Source organism: Microbispora sp. CA-102843 (assembly GCF_050936215.1).
Classification (GTDB): domain Bacteria; phylum Actinomycetota; class Actinomycetes; order Streptosporangiales; family Streptosporangiaceae; genus Microbispora.
Map to the genome: position 1 here is coordinate 653,701 of NZ_JBNJNF010000001.1, position 21,300 is coordinate 675,000.

At 70.4% G+C, this 21,300-nt stretch carries 20 protein-coding genes and 1 riboswitch (1 of these 21 only partly in view); of the genes, 12 read left to right on the forward strand and 8 right to left on the reverse strand.

Annotated features, from left to right (window positions below):
- Window positions 1-82: 82 nt before the first annotated feature.
- A complete protein-coding gene (gene purS, locus ACQEVJ_RS03170) occupies window positions 83-328 on the reverse strand; it encodes a phosphoribosylformylglycinamidine synthase subunit PurS (RefSeq protein WP_036324087.1) in 246 nt (81 codons plus the stop codon).
- Between the two features lie 319 nt (window positions 329-647).
- Between purS and pdhA the strand changes: the two genes are divergently transcribed.
- The 6 genes from pdhA (at window position 648) to ACQEVJ_RS03200 (ending at window position 5,777) form a co-directional block, all read left to right on the forward strand.
- On the forward strand, window positions 648-1,739 hold the full coding sequence (gene pdhA / locus ACQEVJ_RS03175) for a pyruvate dehydrogenase (acetyl-transferring) E1 component subunit alpha (RefSeq protein ID WP_433096966.1): 1,092 nt from the start codon (window positions 648-650) through the stop codon (window positions 1,737-1,739).
- Window positions 1,736-2,710, forward strand: coding sequence for an alpha-ketoacid dehydrogenase subunit beta (locus tag ACQEVJ_RS03180; RefSeq protein ID WP_433096968.1), 975 nt, complete (start codon window positions 1,736-1,738; stop codon window positions 2,708-2,710). Before pdhA ends, ACQEVJ_RS03180 begins: the two co-directional genes overlap by 4 nt.
- A 16-nt stretch (window positions 2,711-2,726) precedes the next feature.
- The gene (locus ACQEVJ_RS03185; RefSeq protein WP_433096970.1) at window positions 2,727-4,160 is read left to right on the forward strand and encodes a dihydrolipoamide acetyltransferase family protein; all 1,434 of its coding nucleotides are present in this window, start codon (window positions 2,727-2,729) and stop codon (window positions 4,158-4,160) included.
- Window positions 4,161-4,231: 71 nt separating this feature from the next.
- Window positions 4,232-4,366, forward strand: coding sequence for a hypothetical protein (locus tag ACQEVJ_RS03190; RefSeq protein ID WP_433096972.1), 135 nt, complete (start codon window positions 4,232-4,234; stop codon window positions 4,364-4,366).
- Window positions 4,363-5,352, forward strand: coding sequence for a TIGR04500 family putative peptide maturation system protein (locus ACQEVJ_RS03195; protein ID WP_433096974.1), 990 nt, complete (start codon window positions 4,363-4,365; stop codon window positions 5,350-5,352). Before ACQEVJ_RS03190 ends, ACQEVJ_RS03195 begins: the two co-directional genes overlap by 4 nt.
- A gap of 131 nt (window positions 5,353-5,483) precedes the next feature.
- The gene (locus tag ACQEVJ_RS03200) at window positions 5,484-5,777 is read left to right on the forward strand and encodes a Dabb family protein (RefSeq protein WP_433096976.1); all 294 of its coding nucleotides are present in this window, start codon (window positions 5,484-5,486) and stop codon (window positions 5,775-5,777) included.
- A 2-nt stretch (window positions 5,778-5,779) separates the two neighbouring features.
- On the opposite strand, the gene ACQEVJ_RS03205 is transcribed toward ACQEVJ_RS03200, so the two are convergent.
- Window positions 5,780-6,238, reverse strand: a complete 459-nt coding sequence (locus ACQEVJ_RS03205) for a MarR family winged helix-turn-helix transcriptional regulator (RefSeq protein ID WP_433096978.1) — start codon at window positions 6,236-6,238, stop codon at window positions 5,780-5,782.
- A 133-nt stretch (window positions 6,239-6,371) separates the two neighbouring features.
- On the opposite strand from ACQEVJ_RS03205, the gene ACQEVJ_RS03210 reads away from it, so the two are divergent.
- Window positions 6,372-7,538 carry an MFS transporter gene (locus ACQEVJ_RS03210; RefSeq protein ID WP_433096980.1) on the forward strand — a complete coding sequence of 389 codons (1,167 nt, stop codon included), beginning with the start codon at window positions 6,372-6,374 and terminating at the stop codon, window positions 7,536-7,538.
- A gap of 380 nt (window positions 7,539-7,918) precedes the next feature.
- On the forward strand, window positions 7,919-9,430 hold the full coding sequence (locus ACQEVJ_RS03215) for a sodium:solute symporter family protein (RefSeq protein WP_433096982.1): 1,512 nt from the start codon (window positions 7,919-7,921) through the stop codon (window positions 9,428-9,430).
- 143 nt (window positions 9,431-9,573) lie between these two features.
- Here ACQEVJ_RS03215 and ACQEVJ_RS03220 read toward each other — a convergent pair whose 3' ends face one another.
- Window positions 9,574-11,397 (reverse strand): acyl-CoA dehydrogenase, encoded by a 1,824-nt coding sequence (locus ACQEVJ_RS03220; protein ID WP_433096984.1) that lies wholly within the window; start codon window positions 11,395-11,397, stop codon window positions 9,574-9,576.
- 146 nt (window positions 11,398-11,543) lie between these two features.
- Window positions 11,544-11,616: riboswitch (guanidine-III (ykkC-III) riboswitch) on the forward strand.
- A gap of 5 nt (window positions 11,617-11,621) precedes the next feature.
- On the opposite strand from ACQEVJ_RS03220, the gene ACQEVJ_RS03225 reads away from it, so the two are divergent.
- Together ACQEVJ_RS03225 and ACQEVJ_RS03230 are read left to right on the forward strand one after the other, a co-directional pair.
- A complete protein-coding gene (locus ACQEVJ_RS03225) occupies window positions 11,622-11,867 on the forward strand; it encodes a CBU_0592 family membrane protein (protein WP_433096986.1) in 246 nt (81 codons plus the stop codon).
- A gap of 41 nt (window positions 11,868-11,908) precedes the next feature.
- The gene (locus ACQEVJ_RS03230) at window positions 11,909-12,292 is read left to right on the forward strand and encodes a VOC family protein (RefSeq protein WP_433096988.1); all 384 of its coding nucleotides are present in this window, start codon (window positions 11,909-11,911) and stop codon (window positions 12,290-12,292) included.
- 6 nt (window positions 12,293-12,298) lie between these two features.
- Here the strand turns inward: ACQEVJ_RS03230 and ACQEVJ_RS03235 are convergent, their stop codons facing one another.
- The gene (locus tag ACQEVJ_RS03235; RefSeq protein ID WP_433096990.1) at window positions 12,299-12,748 is read right to left on the reverse strand and encodes a hypothetical protein; all 450 of its coding nucleotides are present in this window, start codon (window positions 12,746-12,748) and stop codon (window positions 12,299-12,301) included.
- 86 nt (window positions 12,749-12,834) lie between these two features.
- Here ACQEVJ_RS03235 and ACQEVJ_RS03240 point away from each other — a divergent pair, with 86 nt between their 5' ends.
- A complete protein-coding gene (locus ACQEVJ_RS03240; protein ID WP_433096992.1) occupies window positions 12,835-13,284 on the forward strand; it encodes an N-acetyltransferase family protein in 450 nt (149 codons plus the stop codon).
- Here the strand turns inward: ACQEVJ_RS03240 and ACQEVJ_RS03245 are convergent.
- Both ACQEVJ_RS03245 and ACQEVJ_RS03250 read right to left on the reverse strand, forming a co-directional pair.
- Entirely contained in the window at window positions 13,252-15,303 is a 2,052-nt protein-coding gene (locus ACQEVJ_RS03245) for a molybdopterin-containing oxidoreductase family protein (RefSeq protein WP_433096994.1), read from the reverse strand. The two genes, ACQEVJ_RS03240 and ACQEVJ_RS03245, sit on opposite strands and share 33 nt — an antisense overlap.
- Before the next feature lie 46 nt (window positions 15,304-15,349).
- Window positions 15,350-15,805: an RpiB/LacA/LacB family sugar-phosphate isomerase gene (locus ACQEVJ_RS03250; protein ID WP_433096996.1), complete on the reverse strand. Its 456-nt coding sequence runs from the start codon at window positions 15,803-15,805 to the stop codon at window positions 15,350-15,352.
- A 31-nt stretch (window positions 15,806-15,836) separates the two neighbouring features.
- Between ACQEVJ_RS03250 and ACQEVJ_RS03255 the strand changes: the two genes are divergently transcribed.
- On the forward strand, window positions 15,837-18,242 hold the full coding sequence (locus ACQEVJ_RS03255) for a flippase-like domain-containing protein (protein ID WP_433096998.1): 2,406 nt from the start codon (window positions 15,837-15,839) through the stop codon (window positions 18,240-18,242).
- 81 nt (window positions 18,243-18,323) lie between these two features.
- Here ACQEVJ_RS03255 and mgrA read toward each other — a convergent pair whose 3' ends face one another.
- A complete protein-coding gene (gene mgrA, locus ACQEVJ_RS03260; RefSeq protein ID WP_433097000.1) occupies window positions 18,324-19,349 on the reverse strand; it encodes an L-glyceraldehyde 3-phosphate reductase in 1,026 nt (341 codons plus the stop codon).
- Window positions 19,346-21,300, reverse strand: the 3' portion of a protein-coding gene (locus ACQEVJ_RS03265; protein ID WP_433112533.1) for a S9 family peptidase. Its footprint extends 91 nt past the window's final position; only the last 1,955 of its 2,046 coding nucleotides appear in the window; its start codon lies off the right edge, out of view — the gene reads right to left on this strand; its stop codon occupies window positions 19,346-19,348. The genes mgrA and ACQEVJ_RS03265 overlap by 4 nt, the downstream gene beginning before the upstream one ends.

Genomic DNA, 21,300 nt, shown 5'->3' on the forward strand with positions numbered 1-21,300 from the left:
CCGCATAGGTGGGTTCGAGACGGACCGATGCCGGATTAGGGGTGGAAAAGCTGCGGAAGTAGTGGTGTGAAATGCGCCACGTCTACCCCTCGACGCGGATCGAGAAGTCCTCGATGACCGTGTTGGCGAGCAGGGTTTCGGCCATCTTTCGGACATCCGAAAGCGCGGCCTCGTCGGCCGGGCCGTCCAGCTCCAGCTCGAACCGCTTGCCCTGCCGCACCCCGGAGACCCCGGAGAAGCCGAGTCGCGGCAGCGCCCGGGCGATCGCCTGGCCCTGCGGGTCGAGGATCTCCGGCTTGAGCATGACGTCGACGATGACGCGCGCCACGATGTTCCTCCAATTCGAATGAGGGCCCGCCGGTTTGGGAAAGGTCCCCGTTCGCGGGTCCGCTTGGGTCAAGCCTAGTGCCGCCCCGCCGGCACGCCCCCGACGGGCCGGGATGCCGCGCCGGGGTGTGGCGTCTCACAGTCCGGGAATCGGAGAAGTGTGGACGGGGGGGTGGGGTCTTGCGCTAAGGGGTGTGACTTCTGCCACGATGTCCACATATGCGCCCGGTCGCCCACCCCAGCGACCGTACGCCAGACGACCCGGCCTTCCTGCGGGGGTGACCCCACCCGCGGGGGCCCGAGACGCACAGGAGTGGCACGTGACAGCCGACGCCCCTCGTGGTGTAGACGCACCCCCGGAGCTCGTCCAACTGCTCACCCCGGAAGGGGAGCGGGTCGAGCATCCCGACTACGACATCGAGCTGACCGCGGAGGAGGTCCGCTCCCTCTACCGTGACCTGGTCCTCGTCCGCCGCATCGACCTGGAGGCCGTCGCGCTCCAGCGGCAGGGCGAGCTCGGCATCTGGGCGTCCCTGCTCGGGCAGGAGGCGGCCCAGATCGGCTCCGGCCGGGCGCTCACGGACGCCGACATGGCCTTCCCCACCTATCGAGAGCACGGCGTGGCCTGGTGCCGCGATGTCGACCCGGTCAAGCTGCTCGGCCTCTTCCGCGGCGTGAGCAACGGCGGATGGGACCCGGCCGAGCACAACTTCCACCTCTACACGATCGTCATCGGCTCCCAGGCCCTGCACGCGGTCGGCTACGCCATGGGCATCCAGCGCGACGGCGCCGAGGCGGCCACGATCGTCTACTTCGGCGACGGCGCGACCTCCCAGGGCGACGTGAACGAGTCCTTCATCTGGGCCTCGGTGTTCAACGCCCCCGTCGTGTTCTTCTGCCAGAACAACCAGTGGGCCATCTCCGAGCCGCTGGAGAAGCAGTCGAAGATCCCGCTCTACAAGAGGGCGTCCGGCTTCGGCTTCCCCGGGATCCGCGTGGACGGCAACGACGTGTTCGCCTGCCTCGCCGTGACCCGCCGGGCGTTGCAGAACGCCCGCGAGGGGCAGGGGCCGACGCTGATCGAGGCGTTCACCTACCGCATGGGCGCGCACACCACCTCCGACGACCCCACCCGCTACCGCCTCGCCGACGAGCTTGAGGCGTGGAAGCTGAAGGACCCCATCGAGCGGGTCAAGGCGTACCTGTTCAAGAACCAGCTCGCCGACCAGGAGTTCTTCGAGAAGATCGACGCCGAGGCCGACGCGCTCGGCAAGGACGTGCGAAGCCGGTGCCTGGCGCTGCCCGACCCGCCCCCCGGGGCTATCTTTGATCACGTGTACGCCGGCGCCCATGCACTCCTCGACGAGGAACGCGAGCAGTACCTGACCTACCTGGCGGGGTTCGAACGATGACCACACTCACTCTTGCCAAGGCGCTGAACGAGGGACTCCGCCGCTCGATGGAGGACGACCCCAAGGTGCTCGTGATGGGAGAGGACGTCGGCAAGCTCGGCGGCGTCTTCCGCGTCACCGACGGCCTGCAGAAGGACTTCGGCGAGGACCGCGTGATCGACACGCCGCTCGCCGAGTCGGGCATCGTCGGGACGGCGATCGGCCTGGCCCTGCGCGGCTACCGGCCGGTCTGCGAGATCCAGTTCGACGGGTTCGTGTTCCCGGCCGCCGACCAGATCATCACCCAGCTCGCCAAGATGCCGCTGCGGTCGCTCGGCGCGCTCAAGCTGCCGGTCGTCGTGCGCATCCCCTGCGGCGGCGGCATCGGTGCGGTCGAGCACCACTCGGAGTCGCCCGAGGCGTACTTCACTCACACCGCGGGCCTGCGGGTGGTCGCGTGCTCGAACGCGGCGGACGCGTACACGATGATCCAGGACGCCGTCCGCTGCGACGACCCGATCATCTTCTTCGAGCCCAAGCGCCGCTATTGGGACAAGGCCGACGTCGACCTCGCCGCCCCCGGGCTGCCGCTCGACCGCGCCCGCACCGTACGGCAGGGCCGCGACGTCACGCTGGTCGCGTACGGGCCGATGGTGAAGACCTGCCTGGAGGCCGCGGCGGCGGCGGAGGAGGACGGGCGGGACATCGAGGTCATCGACCTGCGCTCGCTCAACCCCCTCGACGTGGACGTCCTGACCGAGTCCGTGACGCGGACCGGGCGGTGCGTCGTCGCACACGAGGCCCCCGTCTTCACCGGCTTCGGGGCCGAACTGGCGGCGCGCATCACCGAGCGCTGCTTCTACAGCCTGGAGGCGCCGGTGCTGCGGGTGGGCGGGTTCTCCACGCCGTACCCGCCGTCCCGGCTGGAGGACCACTACCTGCCCGACCTGGACCGCGTGCTCGACGCCGTGGACCGCTCGTTCGCGTACTGAGGAGGAGGGACTTCTCATGCTCCGTGAGTTCAAACTCCCCGACGTGGGCGAGGGGCTGACCGAGGCCGAGATCGTCAAGTGGCACGTCGCCCCGGGCGACTCGGTGAAGATCAACCAGACGATCGTGGAGATCGAGACGGCCAAGGCCGTCGTCGAGCTGCCGTGCCCCTATGAGGGCACCGTCTCCGCCCTGATGGTCAGCGAGGGCCAGACCGTGGACGTCGGCGCCCCGATCATCTCGGTCGAGGACGGCGAGGGCGGTGACGGCGCCGGTGCGGGCCGGGAGGCGCTGGCGGACGACATGGTGCCGGACGTGCGGAACGACGCTCCGGCGAAGGAGAAGCGTCAGCCGGTGCTGGTCGGGTACGGCGTCAAGACGGCGGCCACCCGCCGCCGCCCCCGCAAGCCGGCCGCGTCCGCTCCGCCGGTCTCGCCTGTCCAGACCGCCGGGCCGGTCCCCGCGGCGCGGACCGCCGCGCCCCCGCCGACCGCTCCGGTCGTCGCCGCTCCGGTCGTCGCCGCTCCGGCCGGTGCCGCACGGGGTATTGGTGCAGCACAGGGCAACGGATCCGAGGCGTCCGCGCGGGCGCGCGTCCTGGCCAAGCCGCCGGTCCGCAAGCTCGCCAAGGACCTCGGTGTCGACCTGGCGACCCTCACGGGCACCGGCCCCCAGGGGTCGATCACCCGGGCGGACGTGGAGGCCGCGATGGCGGCGCCCACCGCCGTTCCGGCCGCCGCGCGGCGGGAGGCCGGGGCCCGGGAGGAGCGCATCCCGGTCAGGGGGGTCAGGAAGGCGACCGCGCAGGCGATGGTGGCCAGCGCGTTCTCGGCCCCGCACGTGACCGAGTGGCTGCAGGTCGACGTCACCGAGACGATGGAGGCGGTCAGGCGGCTGCGTACGCTGCCCGAGTTCGCCGAGGTCAAGGTCTCCCCGCTGCTCCTCGTGGCGAAGGCCCTGATCACCGCGGTGAAGCGGCACCCGATGGCCAACGCCACGTGGACCGGCGAGGAGATCGTGGTCAAGCACTACGTGAACCTCGGCATCGCCGCCGCCACCGATCGCGGGCTGATCGTGCCGAACGTCAAGGACGCCGACGCGATGTCGCTGCCCGAGCTCGCCCGGGCGCTCGGCGAGCTCACCGAGCGGGCGCGGGCCGGGAAGTGCCAGCCCGCCGAGCTGAGCGGCGGCACGATCACGATCACCAACGTGGGCGTCTTCGGCGTCGACGCCGGCACGCCGATCCTCAATCCGGGAGAGGTGGCGATCCTCGCCGTGGGCCAGATCAGGGACATGCCCTGGGTGGTCGACGGGCAGCTCGCGGTCCGCAAGGTCACCACGCTGGCGCTGTCGTTCGACCACCGCGTGGTCGACGGCGAGCTCGGCTCGTACGTCCTGCGCGACGTCGGCGCCATGCTTGAGGACCCCCTCCGCATGCTCGCCTGGAGCTGAGCGGGGACCACTCAAGTCGGATGCAAGATCCGAACCAGTGAGGTCCAAGCTCGGATTCCTACCGTTCGCTTGTGATCCTCATACCGAGCGACCGGCAGGACACCACCGTGCGCCGTGTCCTCCCGAAGATCGAGCGCCTGGGCGTCCCCGTGACCTGGCGGGACAGCGGTGAGTTTCCCGTCAGGTCGCGGGTGACCGCGGCATGACCGCCGTGTCGGTGACCGCGTTCGCCGCGGTCCTCGCCGAAGCCGTCGAACTGCTCCGCGGCCTGCGCCGCCGCCGTACGGCCCTTCCCGAGGCCAGGGTCCTGGCCGCGGCGTGGGGCGCCACCCACCCGGAGGCGCGGGCCCAGCTCGTCGTCGGCCTGCGTCCGGACAGCCCACTGGTCGACTACGACCTGCTCGTCGAACATCCGCAGGGTGGCACCGTGGCCCTTTCCGCCTCTCCGGACGACGGCGTGCCCTGGCCTGCCGAGCACTCGGCCCACTGGGCCGCCGGATATCTGGTCACCGTCGACCGCGTGCGCCTGCGCGTCGCCGAGGCGCTCATGCTGCTGCCCCGGCGGCCGTACGGCGACCGCGACGTCCACGACGAGATCGTCGAGCAGTGCCTGCTGATGAACGAGACGCTGGAGGACGGCGAGCCGCTCGACGACGCCGACATCCGGGCCGCCGCTGAGGAGTTCCGCGCCGGCCACGGCCTGCGCGACCGCGCCTCCACGCTGGCCTGGCTGGTGGAGATGTCGCTGTCCGGCGAGCAGTTCGAGGCGTTCATCGCCGGGATCGCGCGGCGGCGGCGCTTCCGGCGGCGCAAGGAGACCGAGCTCGCACCGGGCCACTTCGCGGCCCACCGCTGCGACTTCGACCGCGTACGCGCGCTGTGGGTGACCGGCTCGCAGCCGGTGAACGGGGAGTTGCTGCGCGGCGTGGGCGGCCTGGTGGGCTGTGGCGACGCCGTGGTGACCGTGGGCGAGCGGTGGGCCAGGGACCTGCCCGCGCCCCTGCGCCACGCCGCGCACGACACGCTGATCGGGCCGGTGGCGCACGGCGACGGCTATCTGACCGGGATCGTGCTGGAGCGCCGCGTGGCGCGGGACGACCCGGGGACGCTGGCCGCGGCGGGCGAGACCGCCTTCGGCGAGTGGCTCGCCGGACGGCGCAGGCAGGCCTCCATCGAGTGGCACTGGCTGTGAGGACGCAGATGTGATCGGCCTGGTCGCCGGCGTCCGCCGGACGGTGGTGCGCCCCGCGGACGCGGGAGATGAGAGGATGCCGTGAAGGGTGCGGCCGCCGGGCCGTGTGGGTCTCGTCCCAGGGGGAGTGCATGTTCCGCCACGTCGTGCTGCTGAAGTGGACCGAGGACGCCACCGAGGAGCAGCGTGCCGAGGTGGCCAGGCGGCTGGGCGGGCTGCCGGACGTCATCCCCGAGTTGCGTGTCTACCGGATCGGCCCGGACGCGGGCGTCAACCAGGGCAACTTCTCCTTCGCCGTGGTCGCCGACTTCGACTCCCCGGAGGACTACGTCGTCTACCGCGACCACCCGGCTCACCGGGCGGTGATCGACGAGTGCATCACGCCGATCCTCGCCGACCGTGCGGCCGTGCAGTACGCCCTCTAGGTTCACGCCTGCGGATGCAGTGATTCGACCGCTTCGACCAGCGGAGCGAGCCTGGGGTTCTGGGCCGCCTGGTCGAGGGCTTCCCGCAGGGCGGTGTCGTTCGTGGGCCGGGCCTCGGCGAGCAGCGCCAGGCCCGCGGGGCTGACGTCGGTGTAGATCCCGCGGCGGTCGGTGGGGCACAGGTAGCGGGTGAGCAGTCCCCGCTCTTCCAGCCGGGTCACCAGGCGGGTCGTCGCGCTCTGGCTGAGCACCACGGCGTCGGCGACCTGCTTCATCTGCAGATGGCCGCCGGGGCCGTCGTGCTGCCGGCTGAGCGTCTCCAGCAGGGAGTATTCCCGCACGCTCAGGCTGTGCTTGGTCTGCAGGGCGCGCTCGATGTGCGCCTCGATCTTCTCGTGCAACAGGGAGAGCGCGCACCAGCCCTGCGCGAGCGCGGTGAGGGCGGGATCGGTGGCCGTCATCGGCTCTCCCTCCGTACGCGTGTGACTGAGACGAGGATACTCCAACCGTGCAATAGCCCGCGCTTGCAAGTATCAAGCGTCTGCAACTATTGTCTGCGCCTGTTACTTGCTCCTGCAATCGTTGGGGACGTTCATGCCTCTCGCACTCGTAGCCCTCGCCATCGGGGCGTTCGGGATCGGGACCACCGAGTTCGTGATCACGGGGTTGCTCCCGCAGGTGGCGTCCGATCTCGGGGTCTCCATCCCGACCGTCGGCCTGCTCGTCACGGGCTATGCCCTGGGCGTGGTCGTCGGCGCCCCGCCGATGACCGTGCTGGGGACGACCATGTCCCGCAAGCGCGTGCTGATGCTGCTGATGGCGCTGTTCATCGCCGGCAATCTGCTCTCGGCTCTCGCGCCCGGCTTCGGGGTGATGCTGGCCGGTCGTGTGGTCGCCTCGCTGGCGCACGGCGCGTTCTTCGGCATCGGCTCCGTGGTCGCGGCCGAACTGGTCGCCCCGCACCGGAGGGCCGGGGCGATCGCCCTGATGTTCACCGGTCTGACCGTGGCCAACGTCGTCGGCGTACCCCTGGGCACCCTGATCGGCCAGGTGGCCGGCTGGCGGACCACCTTCGCCGTCGTCGCCGCGCTCGGCGTCGTCGGCCTGATCGGCATCGCCGTGCTCGTGCCCGAGATGCCGCGGCCCGAGGGCGTACGCCTGCGCCACGAAGTGGCCGCCCTTCGCGACGTGCAGGTGTTGCTGGCGATGGGCATGACCGTGCTCGGGTTCGGCGGCGTCTTCGCGGCCATCACGTACATCGCGCCGATGATGGTCCGGGTCGCGGGCTACCCCGAAGGGGCGGTCACCTGGCTGCTGGTCCTCTTCGGCCTCGGCATGGTCGCCGGCAACCTCGTCGGCGGAAGGTTCGCCGACCGCGCGCTGATGCCGATGCTGTACGTCTCGCTGGGCGCCCTCGCGGTCGTCCTCGCCGCCTTCACGCTGACCGCGCACAGCAAGGTCCTCGCCGCGGTCACCGTCGTCCTGGTCGGGGCGCTCGGCTTCGCCACCGTGCCGCCGCTGCAGAAGCGCGTGCTGGACCTGGCCCACGGCGCGCCGACGCTGGCCTCGGCCGTCAACATCGGCGCCTTCAACCTCGGGAACGCCCTGAGCTCCTGGCTCGGCGGCCTCGTCATCGCGGCGGGCCTGGGCTACACCGCGCCCAACTGGGTGGGCGCCCTCCTCACCGCCTCCGCGCTCGTGCTCGCGGTCCTCTCGGCCGCGCTCGAACGCCGCTCCGCCACCGTGGTCGCGGCCGTCTGAAACGCTCCCGGGCATGCTCACGTGGAGGGCGGGCGGCGGCGCCCCTCGTCCTCCCGGTCGCGCACGGGCCTTGCCGGACGATCACCGGTGCCAGGCGGTGAAGGGTCCGTTGTGTGCCGCTTGCTGGAATCTCATTTCGCCGCACACTTTCACCCTCCGCCCTGTGTGAGATCAAGGCCGTTCCTGATAACGATTCAGATACGCGGAGCTGGTTCACAATTATGAACAGTCTGTGACCTGCGTCACGGCCTGGATCCGCCTCTCCCGTGCGCCCGTGACCTGCGAACCCGCCATTGACGGGGGCGGAGGGCGGGCGCATCGTAACGAGGCCAGGCGGTTGTCGGTCCGGGTGCCGCCGTTCACCCGGAGGTACGACGCGCGTGAACCCATTGGACTGGTACGTTCTCGGCGCCTATTTCATCGTCATGGTGGCGATTGGCGTCTATTCGCACCGGCGTATCGGCAACATCAGTGACTTCTTCACCGCCGGGGGCAAGATGCCCTGGTGGCTGGCCGGCATCTCGCACCACATGTCCGGCTACAGCGCCGTCATGTTCACCGGGTACGCCGGCCTCGCCTACCTCTACGGCGCCACTTCGTACGTCACCTGGGCGTTCCCGATCGCGATCGGCGTCGCGATCGGTTCGGTGCTGTTCGCGCCACGGCTGAACCGGATCCGCGCGAAGCTCAGGGTCAGCTCACCGCTGGAGTTCCTCGCCAAGCGGTACAACGTGCCGACCCAGCAGGCGCTCGCCTGGTCCGGCGGCCTGCTGAAGATCGTGGATGTCGGCGCCAAGTGGGCCGCGATCGCCACCCTGCTTTCGACGTTCACCGGGCTGTCGCTCAACCAGGGCATCCTGATCACCGGCGTCGTCACCGCCGTCTACTGCACGGTCGGCGGCCTGTGGGCCGACGCGCTCACCGACTTCGGGCAGTTCGTCATCCAGCTCCTCGCCGGCGTCGTCATGCTGTTCGCCGTCCTCGCCAAGCTCGGCGGCGTCAGCGCGTTGAGCGGCATGTGGGACCGGCTCCCGCCGGAGCACGCGCAGCCGCTGAACGGCCCGTTCACCGTGACGTTCCTGCTCGCGTTCCTGTTCATCAAGACGTTCGAGTACAACGGCGGCATGTGGAACCAGGCCCAGCGCTACATGGCCGCGCCCACCCCCCGGCAGGCGGCCCGCGGCGCCCGGCTGTCGGCCGTGCTGTGGGCGATCTGGCCGCTGCTGCTGTTCTTCCCGATGTGGGCCGCGCCGCTGCTGGTCCACGCGACCAAGCCGGACGCGAGCGACTCCTACGCGCTGCTGACCACCCAGCTCATCCCGCACGGCCTGCTCGGGCTGGTGATCGCCGGCTTCTTCTCGCACACGATGGCGATGGCCTCTTCCGATGCCAATGCGATCGCCTCGGTCTTCACCCGCGACGTCATCCCGGTGCTGTCACGCGCGGCGCGGGCCTGGGACACCAGGGCCGGTCTGGTCGCGGCCCGGGTCACCACGGTGGCGTTCATCGCACTGTCGATGGCCGTGGCCACCCAGGTCAACAGCCCGGTGCTGAAGGACATCATCACGGTCGTCATCAAGTGGGTGGCCGGGCTCATGGGCCCGATCTCGATCCCGCTGCTGCTCGGCATGCTGCCGCTGTTCCGCAGGTCCGGTCCGACGGCCGCCCTGATCTCGTGGGCGGCGGGCCTGTTCGTCTTCTGGCTCACCAACTACGGCATGAGCGACGTCTCGACCGCCGTGGCGACGGCCGCGCCGGTGGCCACCTCACTGGTGCTGTTCACGATCATCGGCTTCATCCGCCCGGAGAACACCCCCGAGCGCGAGGAACTGCTTCGCACCGTCAACACCGACGAGGACAGCGCCGCCCGGCCGCTTCCCGCGTCCGCGTGACGGCCCGCCTTCGCTTGAGGGTGTGCCTCCCCTGATCCGCCGCACCGCTTCCCGCGTTCACCTGACCGGCCCGGGAGCGGTGCGGCCCCGGACGCGGTACGGCCGCCGCACCGGATCGTGGGCGGCGGCCGTGCCGAACCAGGTCAGAACGACTCTTCCGGCAGTTCCATGAGGTCCTGGCCGGTGGCGGCGAGCACGCGACGCTCGGCGGCCAGGCGGGGCAGGACGGTCTGCGCGAAGAACGAGGCCGCCGCGACCTTGCCCGTGTAGAACGCCTTGTCCTCCTCCGAGGCGGACAGGGCGTTCAGCGCGATCTCGGCCTGGCGCAGCAGCAGCCAGCCCAGCACCAGGTCGCCGAGCGCCATGAGGAACCGGGTGGTGTTGAGGCCGACCTTGTAGACCTCCTGTGGCGTCTCCATGGAGGCGATCGCCCAGCCGGCCAACGTGTCGGCCATGGCCTTGACCTCGTCGGCCGCCTCGTCGAGCAGGCCGCGCTCGACCTTCAGCCGTCCGTTGCCGGCCTCGGAGGCGGCGAACGTCTTGATCTCGCCGAGCAGCGACCCCAGTGCCGCGCCCTGATTCTTCAGGACCTTGCGGAAGAACAGGTCCTGGCCCTGGATCGCGGTCGTGCCCTCGTACAGGGAGTCGATCTTCGAGTCGCGGATGTACTGCTCGATCGGGTAGTCCTGCAGGAAGCCCGAGCCGCCGAGCGTCTGCAGCGAGCGGGCCAGCAGCTCGTACGACCGCTCGGAGCCGACACCCTTGACCAGCGGGAGCAGCAGGTCGTTGAGCGCCTCGGCGGCCTCGTCGCGGCGGCCCTCGAACTCCGCGATCTGGATCTGGTCCTGGATCGTCGCCGTGTAGATGACCAGCGCCCGCATCGCCTCGGCGTACGACTTCTGCAGCATGAGCTCGCGGCGTACGTCGGGGTGGTGGGTGATCGTGACGCGCGGGGCGGTCTTGTCGCCCGAGCGGGTGAGGTCGGCGCCCTGGACGCGGTTCTTCGCGAAGTCCAGCGCGGTGAGGTAGCCGGTGGACAGCGTGGCGATGGCCTTGGCGCCCACCATCATGCGGGCGTGCTCGATGACCATGAACATCTGCCGGATGCCGTCGTGCGCGTCGCCGACAAGGTAGCCGACGGCGGGGTGCTTCTCGCCGAGCGTGAGCTCGCAGGTCGTGGAGACCTTCAGGCCCATCTTCTTCTCGACGTTGGTGACGTACACGCCGTTGCGCTCGCCCAGCTCGCCGGTCTCGAGGTCCACCAGGTACTTCGGCACGAGGAACATCGACAGGCCCTTGGTGCCGGGCTTGGCGCCCTCGGGCCGGGCCAGCACGAGGTGGAAGATGTTCTCGGCCATGTCGTGCTCGGCGCTGGTGATGAAGCGCTTGACGCCTTCGATGTGCCAGGTCCCATCGGACTGCTGGATCGCCTTCGTACGGCCGGCGCCCACGTCGGAGCCGGCGTCGGGCTCGGTCAGCACCATGGTCGCGCCCCAGCGCCGCTCGACGGCCATCTCGGCGAACCGCTTCTGCTCGGGGGTGCCGAGCTCGAACAGCAGGCGGGCGAAAGCCGGGCCGCAGGCGAACATCCACACGGCGGGGTTGGCGCCGAGCACCATCTCGGCCATGGCCCAGACGAGGCTGCGCGGGGCGGGCGTGCCGCCGAGCTCCGGCTGCAGCTCCAGGCGCCACCACTCGGCGTCCACCCAGGCCTGGTAGGAGCGCTTGAAGCTCTCCGGCATGGTCACGCTGTGGGTGGCGGGGTCGAAGACGGGCGGGTGGCGGTCGGCGTCCTCGAACGAGTCGGCGATGGGACCGGCGGCGAGCCGGTTCACCTCGTCCAGCACGCTGCGCGCGGTGTCCTCGTCCACCTCGGCGAACGGTCCGGTGCCGAGGATCTCCCTGCGCCCGAACACCTCGAAGAGGTTGAACTCCAGGTCGCGGAGGTTGCTCTTGTAGTGACCCATCTGTGTGCGCTCCTAGAACCGAACCCGGGGGTAACGTACTGGTCGGTAACTCTAAACGAATGCTACCCGCGAGTAACCGGCGATATCCATGGTCTGTGCCACACATCGCACGGAATGGTTAGGCGCAACCGGTATGGTCACGTAGTGAGAAGGCCGTGATCCGCGGTCTTCCCGGACGAGGTGCCCGCCGTACCCGGACCAGCGAAGACGGTGGGCGAAGGGACATGGACCAAGTTCTGCAGATCGCCGGCGCCATCCTCATCCTCGGCGCGTTCCTGCTCTCCCAGATGAACGTCCTCGACAACAGCTCGAAGATCTACCTCACGCTCAACCTCGTCGGCTCCGCGGTGCTCGCGTGGCTCGCGTACGCGGGTGACGACTGGGGATTCCTGCTACTTGAGGGCGTCTGGGCCCTGGTGTCCGCGGTGAGCCTCATCCGGGCGCTGCGACCACGCCAGGCGGCCCCATAACCTGCTTGACACTTTTGGTGGTGTCGCGATTGGCTGGGCGCGTGATTGAGATCCACACGATGACGATCGACTGCCCCCAGCCGTACGAGCTGGCCCAGTGGTGGAGCGAAGCCCTGGGCTGGCCGCTGGTCGACTCCGAGCCGGAGGACGACGAGGTCATGCTGGACCGTCCTGACGGCCCTCCGCACCTGCTCTTCATCCGGGTGCCCGAGGGCAAGACGGTCAAGAACCGCCTGCACCTCGACGTGACTCCGGCCGGGGACGGCACCCGTGACCAGGAGGTGGAGCGGCTGCTCGCGCTCGGGGCCAAGCCGTTCGAGGACCACCGCACCCCGGAGGGCGCGGGCTGGGTCACTCTCCTCGACCCCGAGGGCAACGAGTTCTGCGTCTGCCGGAGCGAGGCCGAGCGCGCGGCCTCCGCCTGAGACGATCTACTGGGCCTTGGCCCGGCCGCGCATCGAGAGCGTGAGGACAGCGGTGATCAGCAGCACGAGCGCGCCGCCCCACAGCGCGTCCCAGGCCGAGCCGAAGACGCCCTCGCGGTCGATCACGAGCTGGACCGGATACATGAGGGCCGCCGCGCCGAGGCCCGGGTAGAGCGAGAAGCGCCAGGGGTGGCGCAGCGCCCAGAGGCGGGCCTGCCGGGTCACCCGGTCGCCGACGTCCGGCTTGGAGATCGCGCCGATCGCCGCGACGAGGGCGAACACCGTGATCCCCGCGCACAGGGCCCAGGTCAGGTCGGCCGGGCCGGGCAGGATGACGCCCAGGAGGAAGCTCGTGGCCGCGACCGCCCCACCGGACGTCGCCGCGGCCCGCCAGGGCGCGCCGCGCAGGGCCGCGCCGGCCAAGGACATCTCGTCCATGCGGGTCAGTTCGTTCATGACTACAGAGTGCCTTTTCGGGCGCTTCTCCGGCATCGGGGAAGTCCCTGAGCCGCCCCTGACACCCCCCGGTTAGGCTCCCCGGCATGTCGCTGCACTTCCGTACGGCCCGGCGTGAGGACGTCCCCGCCATCGTGGCCATGATCAACGAGGATCCGATCACCGCCGCCCGCCCGTCTCCCGGAGAGCCGGACTACCACGCCGCCTTCGAAGAGGTGGACGCCGACCCGCGCAACGAGTTGATCGTCGTGGAGTCGGACGGCGAGGTGGTCGGGACCATGCAGATCACCTACATCCCCGGGCTGTCGCGGCGGGGCGGCGAGCGCGCGCTGATCGAGGCGGTCAGGGTCGCCGTGCCCTACCGCAACCGGGGAATCGGCCGGGAGATGATGCGGTGGGCGATCGAGCGGGCCCGGGAGCGCGGCTGCGCGCTGGTGCAGCTCACCTCCGACAAGGCCCGCACCGAGGCCCACCGCTTCTACGGCTCGCTGGGCTTCGCCGCCTCACACGAGGGGTTCAAGCTCCTCCTCGGGTGACAACGGGGCGACGTCGACGAAGTTGTCGTGGTAGACCGCGCCCCTGCCCATGTCGGCGTCCCGCTCGTCCACCAGCGCGTTGGGGTTGGCGCCGGCCGACAGCTTCGGCCAGTTGCCCTTCTCCGCAGCCACCACCCCCGCCGCCACTCTGTCGCTGACCTCCACGTACGCCCTGAACTCGCCGTTGCCGTTGAAGACCCGGGCGGCCTGCCCGTCCACGAGCCCCCGGGAGGCGGCGTCGGCCGGGTTGACCAGCACCCGCGGGCCCTTCGACCGCTTGCGCAGCTCCGGGTTGTTGGCGAACTGCGTGTTCAGGAACGTGTGCGCGGCCGGAGTGATCATGACGAGCGGGTGCGGCCGGTCGGCGGGAGCCGTACGGGCGGTGAACGAGGGAACGTAGCCCGCCACGCGCGGCAGCCCGGCGGCCTCGGCCTTCTCGGAGGCGAACTCCAGCCGCCCGCTCGGCGTCGGGAAGCCCTCCGTGAACGGCACGAACGGGTGGGCCACCGGAAGCCGGGCCCACCCCTGCTTGCGGATCTCCTCCACGGAGATCCCCGTCGGGGCGAGAGTCTGCTCGGCCAGTTCGAGGTCGCTGTCGTACAGGGACGGCTCGGTCAGGCCCATCAGCCGGGCGAGCCTCCGGAAGGTCTCTGTCGTCGGCAGGCACTCGCCCGGCGGCTCGACGGCGGGCTCGTTCCACACCATGTACATGTGCCCGTAGCCGTGGTGCACGTCCAGGTGCTCGATCTGCATGGTCGCGGGCAGCACGTAGTCGGCGTAGTCGACGGTGTCGGTCGGGAACTGCTCCATCACCACCGTGAACAGGTCCTCCCGCGCCAGCGCCGCCCTGATCCGGTTCTGGTCGGACGTGGAGCCCAGCGGGTTGGCCGCGTAGACCCACAGGCACTTGACCGACTCGTCCAGCCCGTCGGCCAGCCGGGTCATCGTGAGCGTACGCACGGGGTGGGGGAGCAGGTCGTCGCGCGGATCGGGGCCCGCGGGGGCGTACCCCGAGGTGGAGTAGGCCACGCCGCCGCCCGGGTGCCGCCAGTCGCCGGTGACGCCGGGGATGCAGGCGATCGTCCGCATCGCGGCCCCGCCGCCCGCGTGCCGCTGGATGCCCATCGTGGCCCGGATGCCGGTCGGCCGGGTGTGCGCGAGCCGTACGCCGAGAGCGCGGATCCGCTCCTCGGGCAGGCCGGTGATCTCCGCCACCAGCGCCGGGGGATGCCTGCGGATCTCGGCCTCGAACTCGTCCCAGCCGGTCGTGTGCTCCTCGATGTACGCACGGTCCTCGGCGCCTTCCTCCAGTACGACGTGCAGCAGGCCGAGGGCGAGCGCGGCGTCCGTGCCGGGCCGGATCGGCAGGTGCTCGTCCGCCTGGTCGGCCGTACGCGTGCGGATGGGGTCGATCGCCACGACGTACGCCCCGGCGGCGCGGGCGTCCTGGACGAACTTCCACAGATGGTGGCCGCTGGTCAGCGTGTTGGTGCCCCACAGCAGGATGAGCCGCGACGACGCGAACGTCTCGGGGTCCATGCCGCCGGGAGTCCCGTTGACGTACCGCAGCCCGTCGTTGCCGGCCCGCGCGCAGATGTTGAGGTCGTGCCGGGACGCGCCGAGGACGTTCCAGAACCGCCGCCCGGCCTGGCCCGACTCACCCTGGACGTACCCGAGCGTCCCGGTTCCCTGGTAGGGCCAGATCGCCTCGCCGCCGTGCTCCTCGACGATCGACGTCAGCCTGGCGGCGATCTCCGACAGCGCCTGGTCAAGGCTGATCCGCTCGAACCGGCCGGATCCCTTCGGCCCCACCCTCTTCAACGGGTGGAGGATGCGGTCGGCCGACCGCACCTGCTCCAGGTAGCGGTTGACCTTCACACACAGGGCACCGCGCGTGTAGGGGTGGTCGCGGTTGCCGCGCATCCCGACGGCCTCGCCGTCGCGTACGGTGACGACCCAGGAGCAGGTGTCGGGGCAGTCGAGCGGGCAGGCGCCGAGGACGGGTAGCGACGTGCTCATGGCATCGACGTTAGCGTGCCGCACCCCGCTGTTCCCCCGGCGGTCTCTACCGGATTTCCCGCACGTACGCGATGTTCGCGGCGTCCTCGGGATCGGTGCTGGGCGCCCCGGAGAACCAGGCGTCCAGGATCTCCGTCAGAACCTGCTCAGAGGTGAGGCGGAGACCGAGCGCGAGCACGTTGGCGTCGTTCCACTTGCGGGCGCCCGCGGCTGTGTGGGCGTCGGCGCACAGCGCCGCCCGCACTCCCGCTACCTTGTTTGCCGCGATGGACGCGCCGGTGCCGGTCCAGCAACAGACCACGGCCTGGTCCGAGCGGCCCTCCGCGACGTCCCTCGCCGCAGCGGAACAACACCAGGCCCAATCGGCCCGATCGCCGGGGGCCAGTGCTCCATAGAGTGTGACTGAATGGCCGCGCCGTTCCACCTCGGCCACAAGCACCGACGCGATTCCGTCGAGGCTGTCCGAGGCCAGGGATATACGCATGCCGTCAATTGTGGACATCGAGTGCGAAGATCGCACAGAATCGCTGGTGGTGAGAGGCATCAAGGAGCAGGACCTAACGCTGGACACTCCTGGCCAAGGAGCTGTCCTCGTCGTCGAGCCTCTGCTGCCGCAGCGGATCCGCCGTCCTTCCGACGCACTGCGGTTCCTGCTCACGCTGCTGGCCCTCGTCGCCGTTGTGTTGATGGCTCTGGCCCTGCAGCGCACGCTGAACGGCCTGGAGACCGACGTCCAGGCGGGCACCGGCCGCGCCCCCGACGTGCTGTCGGCCGCCGCCGGGCTGCTGGGCGGCGTCGCCGTGCTGATCGTCCCGGTCGCGTTCGCCGTCGAGCGGGTCTTCCACCGCGACGGCATGCGCGTCACCCAGGGGCTGATCGCCGCGATCCTCGCCCTGCTCGTGTCGTACGCGCTGGACGAGTGGCTGGTCCAGGCGGGCCCGGCCGACCTGGTGCAGCTGCTCACCGGCGGCAGGGACGTCGAGCCGCTCAACACCGTGCTCACCCCCGCCATCGCGTACGCCACCGCGGTGCGGATGGCGCGGCGCCCGAACTGGCGGGCGCTCATGTGGGTCGCGCTCGCCCTCGACGTGTTCGCGCTCTTCACCGCCACCAAGGTCACCGCCCTCGGCGTGATCCTCACGTACGTCGTCGGCCTCGCCGTCGGGTTCGGCACGCTCTACGGCATCGGCAGCGCGAACACCAGGCCGCCCGGCAACGCCGTGCTGGCCGCGCTGCGCAGGCTCGGTTTCACGCCGGTCAGTGCCAGGCGGGTGGAGGACGACGGCTCGGGCAGCCGCCGCTACCTGGTCGGCCTCACCGACGACCGGCGGATCGACGTGACCGTGCTCGACCGGGACCGGCAGGTGGCCGGCGTCCTCTACCGGCTGTGGCGGCGCTTCCTGCTCAACAACGAGACCCGGCGCAGGGCCATCCGCTCGCTGCGCGCCGAGCTGGAGCGCGAGGCGCTGATGGCGTACGCCGCGCAGGCCGCCGGGGTGCGGCTGCCGCGCCTGCTCGGCACGAGCGAGGTCGGCACCGAGGCCGCGCTGCTCGCCTACGAGCACGTGGACACCCGGCCGGTGAGCGATCTGCGCGACGAGGACTTCGACGACGAGCTGCTGGCCCGCATGTGGGAGCAGGTCCGGCTGCTGCACGCGCACCGCCTGGCCCACCGCCACCTCACCGGCGAGAGCATCCACGTGGACGCCGGCCGGAACGTCTACCTCGTGGACGCCCGCAGCGGTGAGATCGCGGCCGGCGACCTGCTGCTGCGGCTCGATATCGCCCAGCTCCTCGCCTACCTCGGCACCCGCGTGGGATCCGAGCGCTCCGTCGGGTCGGCGGCGAAGGTGCTCGGGGAGAACACGCTGGCCGGGGCGATGCCGCTGCTCCAGCGGATCGCGCTCAGCCGGGACACCCGGACGGCCGCCCGCCGGGACCGGAAGCTCCTGCCCGCCATCCGCGAGCAGATCATCGCGCTGAAACCGCAGGTCGAGGTCGAGGAGGTGCGGCTCGAGCGGTTCCGCCCCCGGACGCTCGTGACGATCATCGTCAGCACGATCGGCGCCTACTTCCTGCTCTCCCAGCTCAGCCAGGTCAACCTGACCAGCGTGATCACCACGGCGAACTGGGCGTGGAGCGGCGTCGCACTGGTCGCGGGCGCCCTCAGCTACGTCGCGGCGGCGATCATGTTGCGCGGATTCGTGCCCGAGCCGCTGCCGCTCGGCCGCACGGTCCTGGCCCAGCTCGCCGCGTCGTTCGTGAAGCTGGTCGCGCCGGCCGCCGTCGGCGGCGTCGCGCTCAACACCCGTTACCTGCAGAAACGAGGCGTCCCGCCGGCCGCGGCGGTGACCAGTGTGGGGGCTTCCCAGCTCATCGGCCTGGCCATGCACATCATGTTGCTGCTGCTGTTCGGTTACCTCACCGGAACGCAGGCCGCGCCGTCCCTCACCCCGTCACGGGGCCTGCTCGTCGTGCTGCTCGGCGTCGCGGTGCTCTTCCTGATCGTGCTCGCCGTACGGCCGCTGCGCCGCGTGCTGACCACCCGCCTGCGGGCGATGTTCTCGGGAGTGATCCCCCGGCTGCTCGACGTGGTGCAGTCGCCCAAGAAGATCATCGAGGCGGTGGGCGGGACCCTGCTGCTCACCCTCAGCTTCGTGATCTGCCTGGAGGCGTGCGTGCAGGCCTTCGGCGGCGAGGCCAGCTTCACGGCGGTCGCCGTGGTGTTCCTGGCCGGCAACGCCATCGGCTCGGCCGCCCCGACGCCCGGCGGGCTGGGCGCGGTGGAATACGCCCTGTCGCTCGGCCTGCAGGTCGCCGGCGTGCCGGGCCCGATCGCCACCTCGGCCGTGCTGCTGTTCCGGCTGATGACGTTCTGGCTCCCCGTCCTGCCCGGCTGGGCCTCCTTCGCCTACCTCCAGCGTCAGAACGCCCTCTGAGCCGTCGCCGACCGACGCGGCGATGCCTGGGGTCACGAGCCGCGGTGCAGGCACACCGGCTGCACCGCGGCTCGTGGACGCTCATTCCGCGCTGGAAGCGGCCCAGAGATTGATGCCGCACTCGACCGCGTCCTTGTCGATCGCGTCCAGCTCCTCCTGGCTGAAGTCGAGCCGGTTGATCGCGTCGAGGCTGTCGTCGAGCTGCTCGACGCTGCTCGCGCCGATCAGCACCGACGTGACCCGCGGGTCGCGCAGCGCCCAGGCCAGGGCCATCTGCGCCAGCGACTGCCCGCGCTGTCCCGCGATCTCGTTGAGCCGCCGGACGTGGCGCAGGCTCTCCTCGGTCAGCAGGGACGGATCGAGCGACTTGCCCTGGGCCGCCCGCGAGTCCTTCGGGATGCCGTTCAGGTAGCGGCCGGTCAGCATGCCCTGTGCCAGCGGAGAGAACGCGATACAGCCGGCGCCCTCCTCCTCCAGCACGTCGAGCAGCCCGTTCTCGATCCACCGGTTGAGCATCGAGTAGGAGGGCTGGTGGATGAGCAACGGCGTGCCCATGTCCCGCAGGATCGCCGCGGCCTGCCGGGTCCGTTCCGGGGAGTAGGACGAGATGCCCGCGTAGAGCGCCTTGCCCGAGCGGACCGCGTGGGCGAGTGCCCCCATGGTCTCCTCCAGCGGCGTCTCCGGATCGAAGCGGTGGCTGTAGAAGACGTCCACGTAGTCGAGGCCCATCCGCTTCAGCGACTGGTCGAGGCTCGCGAGCAGATACTTGCGCGACCCCCAGTTGCCGTACGGGCCGGGCCACATGTCGTAGCCCGCCTTGGTGGAGATCACCAGCTCGTCGCGGTATCTGGCGAAATCCTGCTGGTAGAGGTGCCCGAAGTTGATCTCCGCGGAGCCGTACGGCGGGCCGTAGTTGTTGGCAAGGTCGAAGTGGGTGACTCCGCGGTCGAAGGCCCGGCGGAGAATGGCCCGCTGGGTCTCGATCGGCTTGTCGTCGCCGAAGTTGTGCCACAACCCGAGCGACACCGCGGGCAGCCTCAGCCCGCTCCGTCCGGTCCGGTTGTACGGCATGGGCCCGTACCGGCCCTCGGCAGCCACATAGCTCACTCGGTCACTCCAACTCGGTCGAGGATCCAGGAGAGCGCGAACGCCTCCTCACGCCAGGCGTCGTAACGGCCGCTGCGGCCTCCGTGGCCGGCGCCCATCTCGGTCTTCAACAGGAACGGGCCGCCCTGCGCGGTGGTGCGGAGCCGGGCGATCCACTTGGCCGGCTCGTGGTAGAGCACCCGCGTGTCGTTCAGGCTGGTGGTCGCCAGGATCGGCGGGTATGGCCGGCCGTCCACGTTCTCGTAGGGCGAGTAGCCCTTCATGTACGCGTAGACCTCGGGGTCGTGCAGCGGATCGCCCCACTCGTCCCACTCGATCACGGTGAGCGGCAGCGACGGGTCGAGGATCGTGTTCAGCGCGTCCACGAACGGGACCTCGGCGACGATCCCCGCGAACTCCTCCGGCGCCAGGTTGGCGACCGCGCCCACGAGCAGACCACCGGCTGAGCCGCCCCTGGCGATGATCTTGTCTGACCATCCCTCGGCCTTCAGATGCCGCGCGGCCGCCACGAAGTCGGTGAAGCTGTTCTTCTTCCTCGTCAGCTTGCCGTCCTCGTACCAGGGGCGGCCCATCTCGCCGCCCCCTCGCACGTGGGCGATCGCGAACACCAACCCCCGGTCCAGCAGCGAGAGCCTGGCCACCGAGAAGTAGGGATCGATGGACGACTCGTAGCTGCCGTAACCGTAGAGCAGGGTGGGGGCGGGCCGGCTCGTGTCCTTCCGGACCACGATCGAGATCGGGATCCTGGTGCCGTCCGGAGCGGTGGCCCACTCGCGGAACTGCTCGTAGTCGGCCGGGTCGTAACCGCCGAGCACCGCCCTCTGCTTGAGCAGGATCAGCTCGCGCGAGCGGAGGTCGTAGTCGTACACCGACGGCGGGGTGACCATGGACGTGTAGCTGAGGCGCAGCCGGCTGGTCTCGAACTCCGCGTTGCCGGTCGGCGCGACGTCGTACAGCGGCTCCGGGAAGGAGATCTCGTACGGCTCGCCGCCGTCGCCCGGCAGGATGCGGACGCCCGTGAGGCCGTCACGGCGGAAGTGGACGCTGACGTAGTCCTTGAACGCGTCCACATCGAGCAGCCGCGTGTCGTCCCTGTGCTCGATCAGCGGAGTCCAGCTCCCCGGATCGTCGATGGGGGCACTGGCGAGCTCGAAGTTGACGGCGCCGTCGTTGTGCAGGATGAGGAAGCGGTCGGCCGCGTGCTCCAGCGCGTACTCGACGCCGGTCTGCCGGGGCCGCACCACCGCGAACTCGCCTTGCGGGGTGCCCGCGTCGAGCACCCGGACCTCGCTGGTGATCTTGCTGCCCGAGGTCAGCACCAGGTAGCGCTGGCTGCGAGTCAGCCCGACGCCCACCCAGAAGCGCTCGTCGTCCTCCTGGTAGACGACGACATCATCGGTCGAGCCGAGCGTGTGCCGGTGGATCCGGTGCGGACGCCAGGCATCGTCCACGGTCGTGTAGAAGAACGTGGAGCCGTCGGCCGACCAGGCGCCGCCGTAGAAGACTCCCGGAATCTCGTCCGGGAGCAGTTCGCCCGTCTCCAGGTCCTTGAACCGGAGAGTGAAGCGCTCGTCGCCGGAGAAGTCGGTCGAGTAGGCGAGTTGCGTGCCGTCGGGGCTGACCGCGCTCGTGCCCATGGAGAAGAAGGGGCTGTCTCCGGCGAGCTCGTTGCCGTCGAGAATCACCTGCTCGCCCGGGAGTGACGTGCCCGGCTCCAGTCGCGGCGGGCTGTCGCCGTCGGCGGCCACACGGCACTGGATGCCGTACTGCTTGCCCTCTTCGGTGCGGGAGTAGTACCACCAGGCGCCCTTCCGGGTGGGCACCGACAGGTCTGTCTCCAGCGTCCTGCCCTTGATCTCCTTGAAGATGTTCTCCTGGAGGTCCTGCAGGTGGTCGGTCATCTCCTGGGTGTAGGCGTTCTCCGCCTCCAGGTATGCGATGGTGTCGGGGT

Excerpts from the sequence above, each read along its gene's own strand:
- ACQEVJ_RS03205 (WP_433096978.1), bottom strand. The coding sequence starts at position 6,238 with ATGACGGCCACCGATCCCGCCCTCACCGCGCTCGCGCAGGGCTGGTGC.
- ACQEVJ_RS03195 (WP_433096974.1), top strand. The coding sequence starts at position 4,363 with ATGACCGCCGTGTCGGTGACCGCGTTCGCCGCGGTCCTCGCCGAAGCC.
- ACQEVJ_RS03220 (WP_433096984.1), bottom strand. The coding sequence starts at position 11,397 with ATGGGTCACTACAAGAGCAACCTCCGCGACCTGGAGTTCAACCTCTTC.
- ACQEVJ_RS03245 (WP_433096994.1), bottom strand. The coding sequence starts at position 15,303 with ATGAGCACGTCGCTACCCGTCCTCGGCGCCTGCCCGCTCGACTGCCCC.
- ACQEVJ_RS03200 (WP_433096976.1), top strand. The coding sequence starts at position 5,484 with ATGTTCCGCCACGTCGTGCTGCTGAAGTGGACCGAGGACGCCACCGAG.
- ACQEVJ_RS03210 (WP_433096980.1), top strand. The coding sequence starts at position 6,372 with ATGCCTCTCGCACTCGTAGCCCTCGCCATCGGGGCGTTCGGGATCGGG.
- ACQEVJ_RS03185 (WP_433096970.1), top strand. The coding sequence starts at position 2,727 with ATGCTCCGTGAGTTCAAACTCCCCGACGTGGGCGAGGGGCTGACCGAG.
- ACQEVJ_RS03240 (WP_433096992.1), top strand. The coding sequence starts at position 12,835 with ATGTCGCTGCACTTCCGTACGGCCCGGCGTGAGGACGTCCCCGCCATC.
- ACQEVJ_RS03250 (WP_433096996.1), bottom strand. The coding sequence starts at position 15,805 with ATGTCCACAATTGACGGCATGCGTATATCCCTGGCCTCGGACAGCCTC.
- ACQEVJ_RS03235 (WP_433096990.1), bottom strand. The coding sequence starts at position 12,748 with ATGAACGAACTGACCCGCATGGACGAGATGTCCTTGGCCGGCGCGGCC.
- ACQEVJ_RS03225 (WP_433096986.1), top strand. The coding sequence starts at position 11,622 with ATGGACCAAGTTCTGCAGATCGCCGGCGCCATCCTCATCCTCGGCGCG.
- ACQEVJ_RS03180 (WP_433096968.1), top strand. The coding sequence starts at position 1,736 with ATGACCACACTCACTCTTGCCAAGGCGCTGAACGAGGGACTCCGCCGC.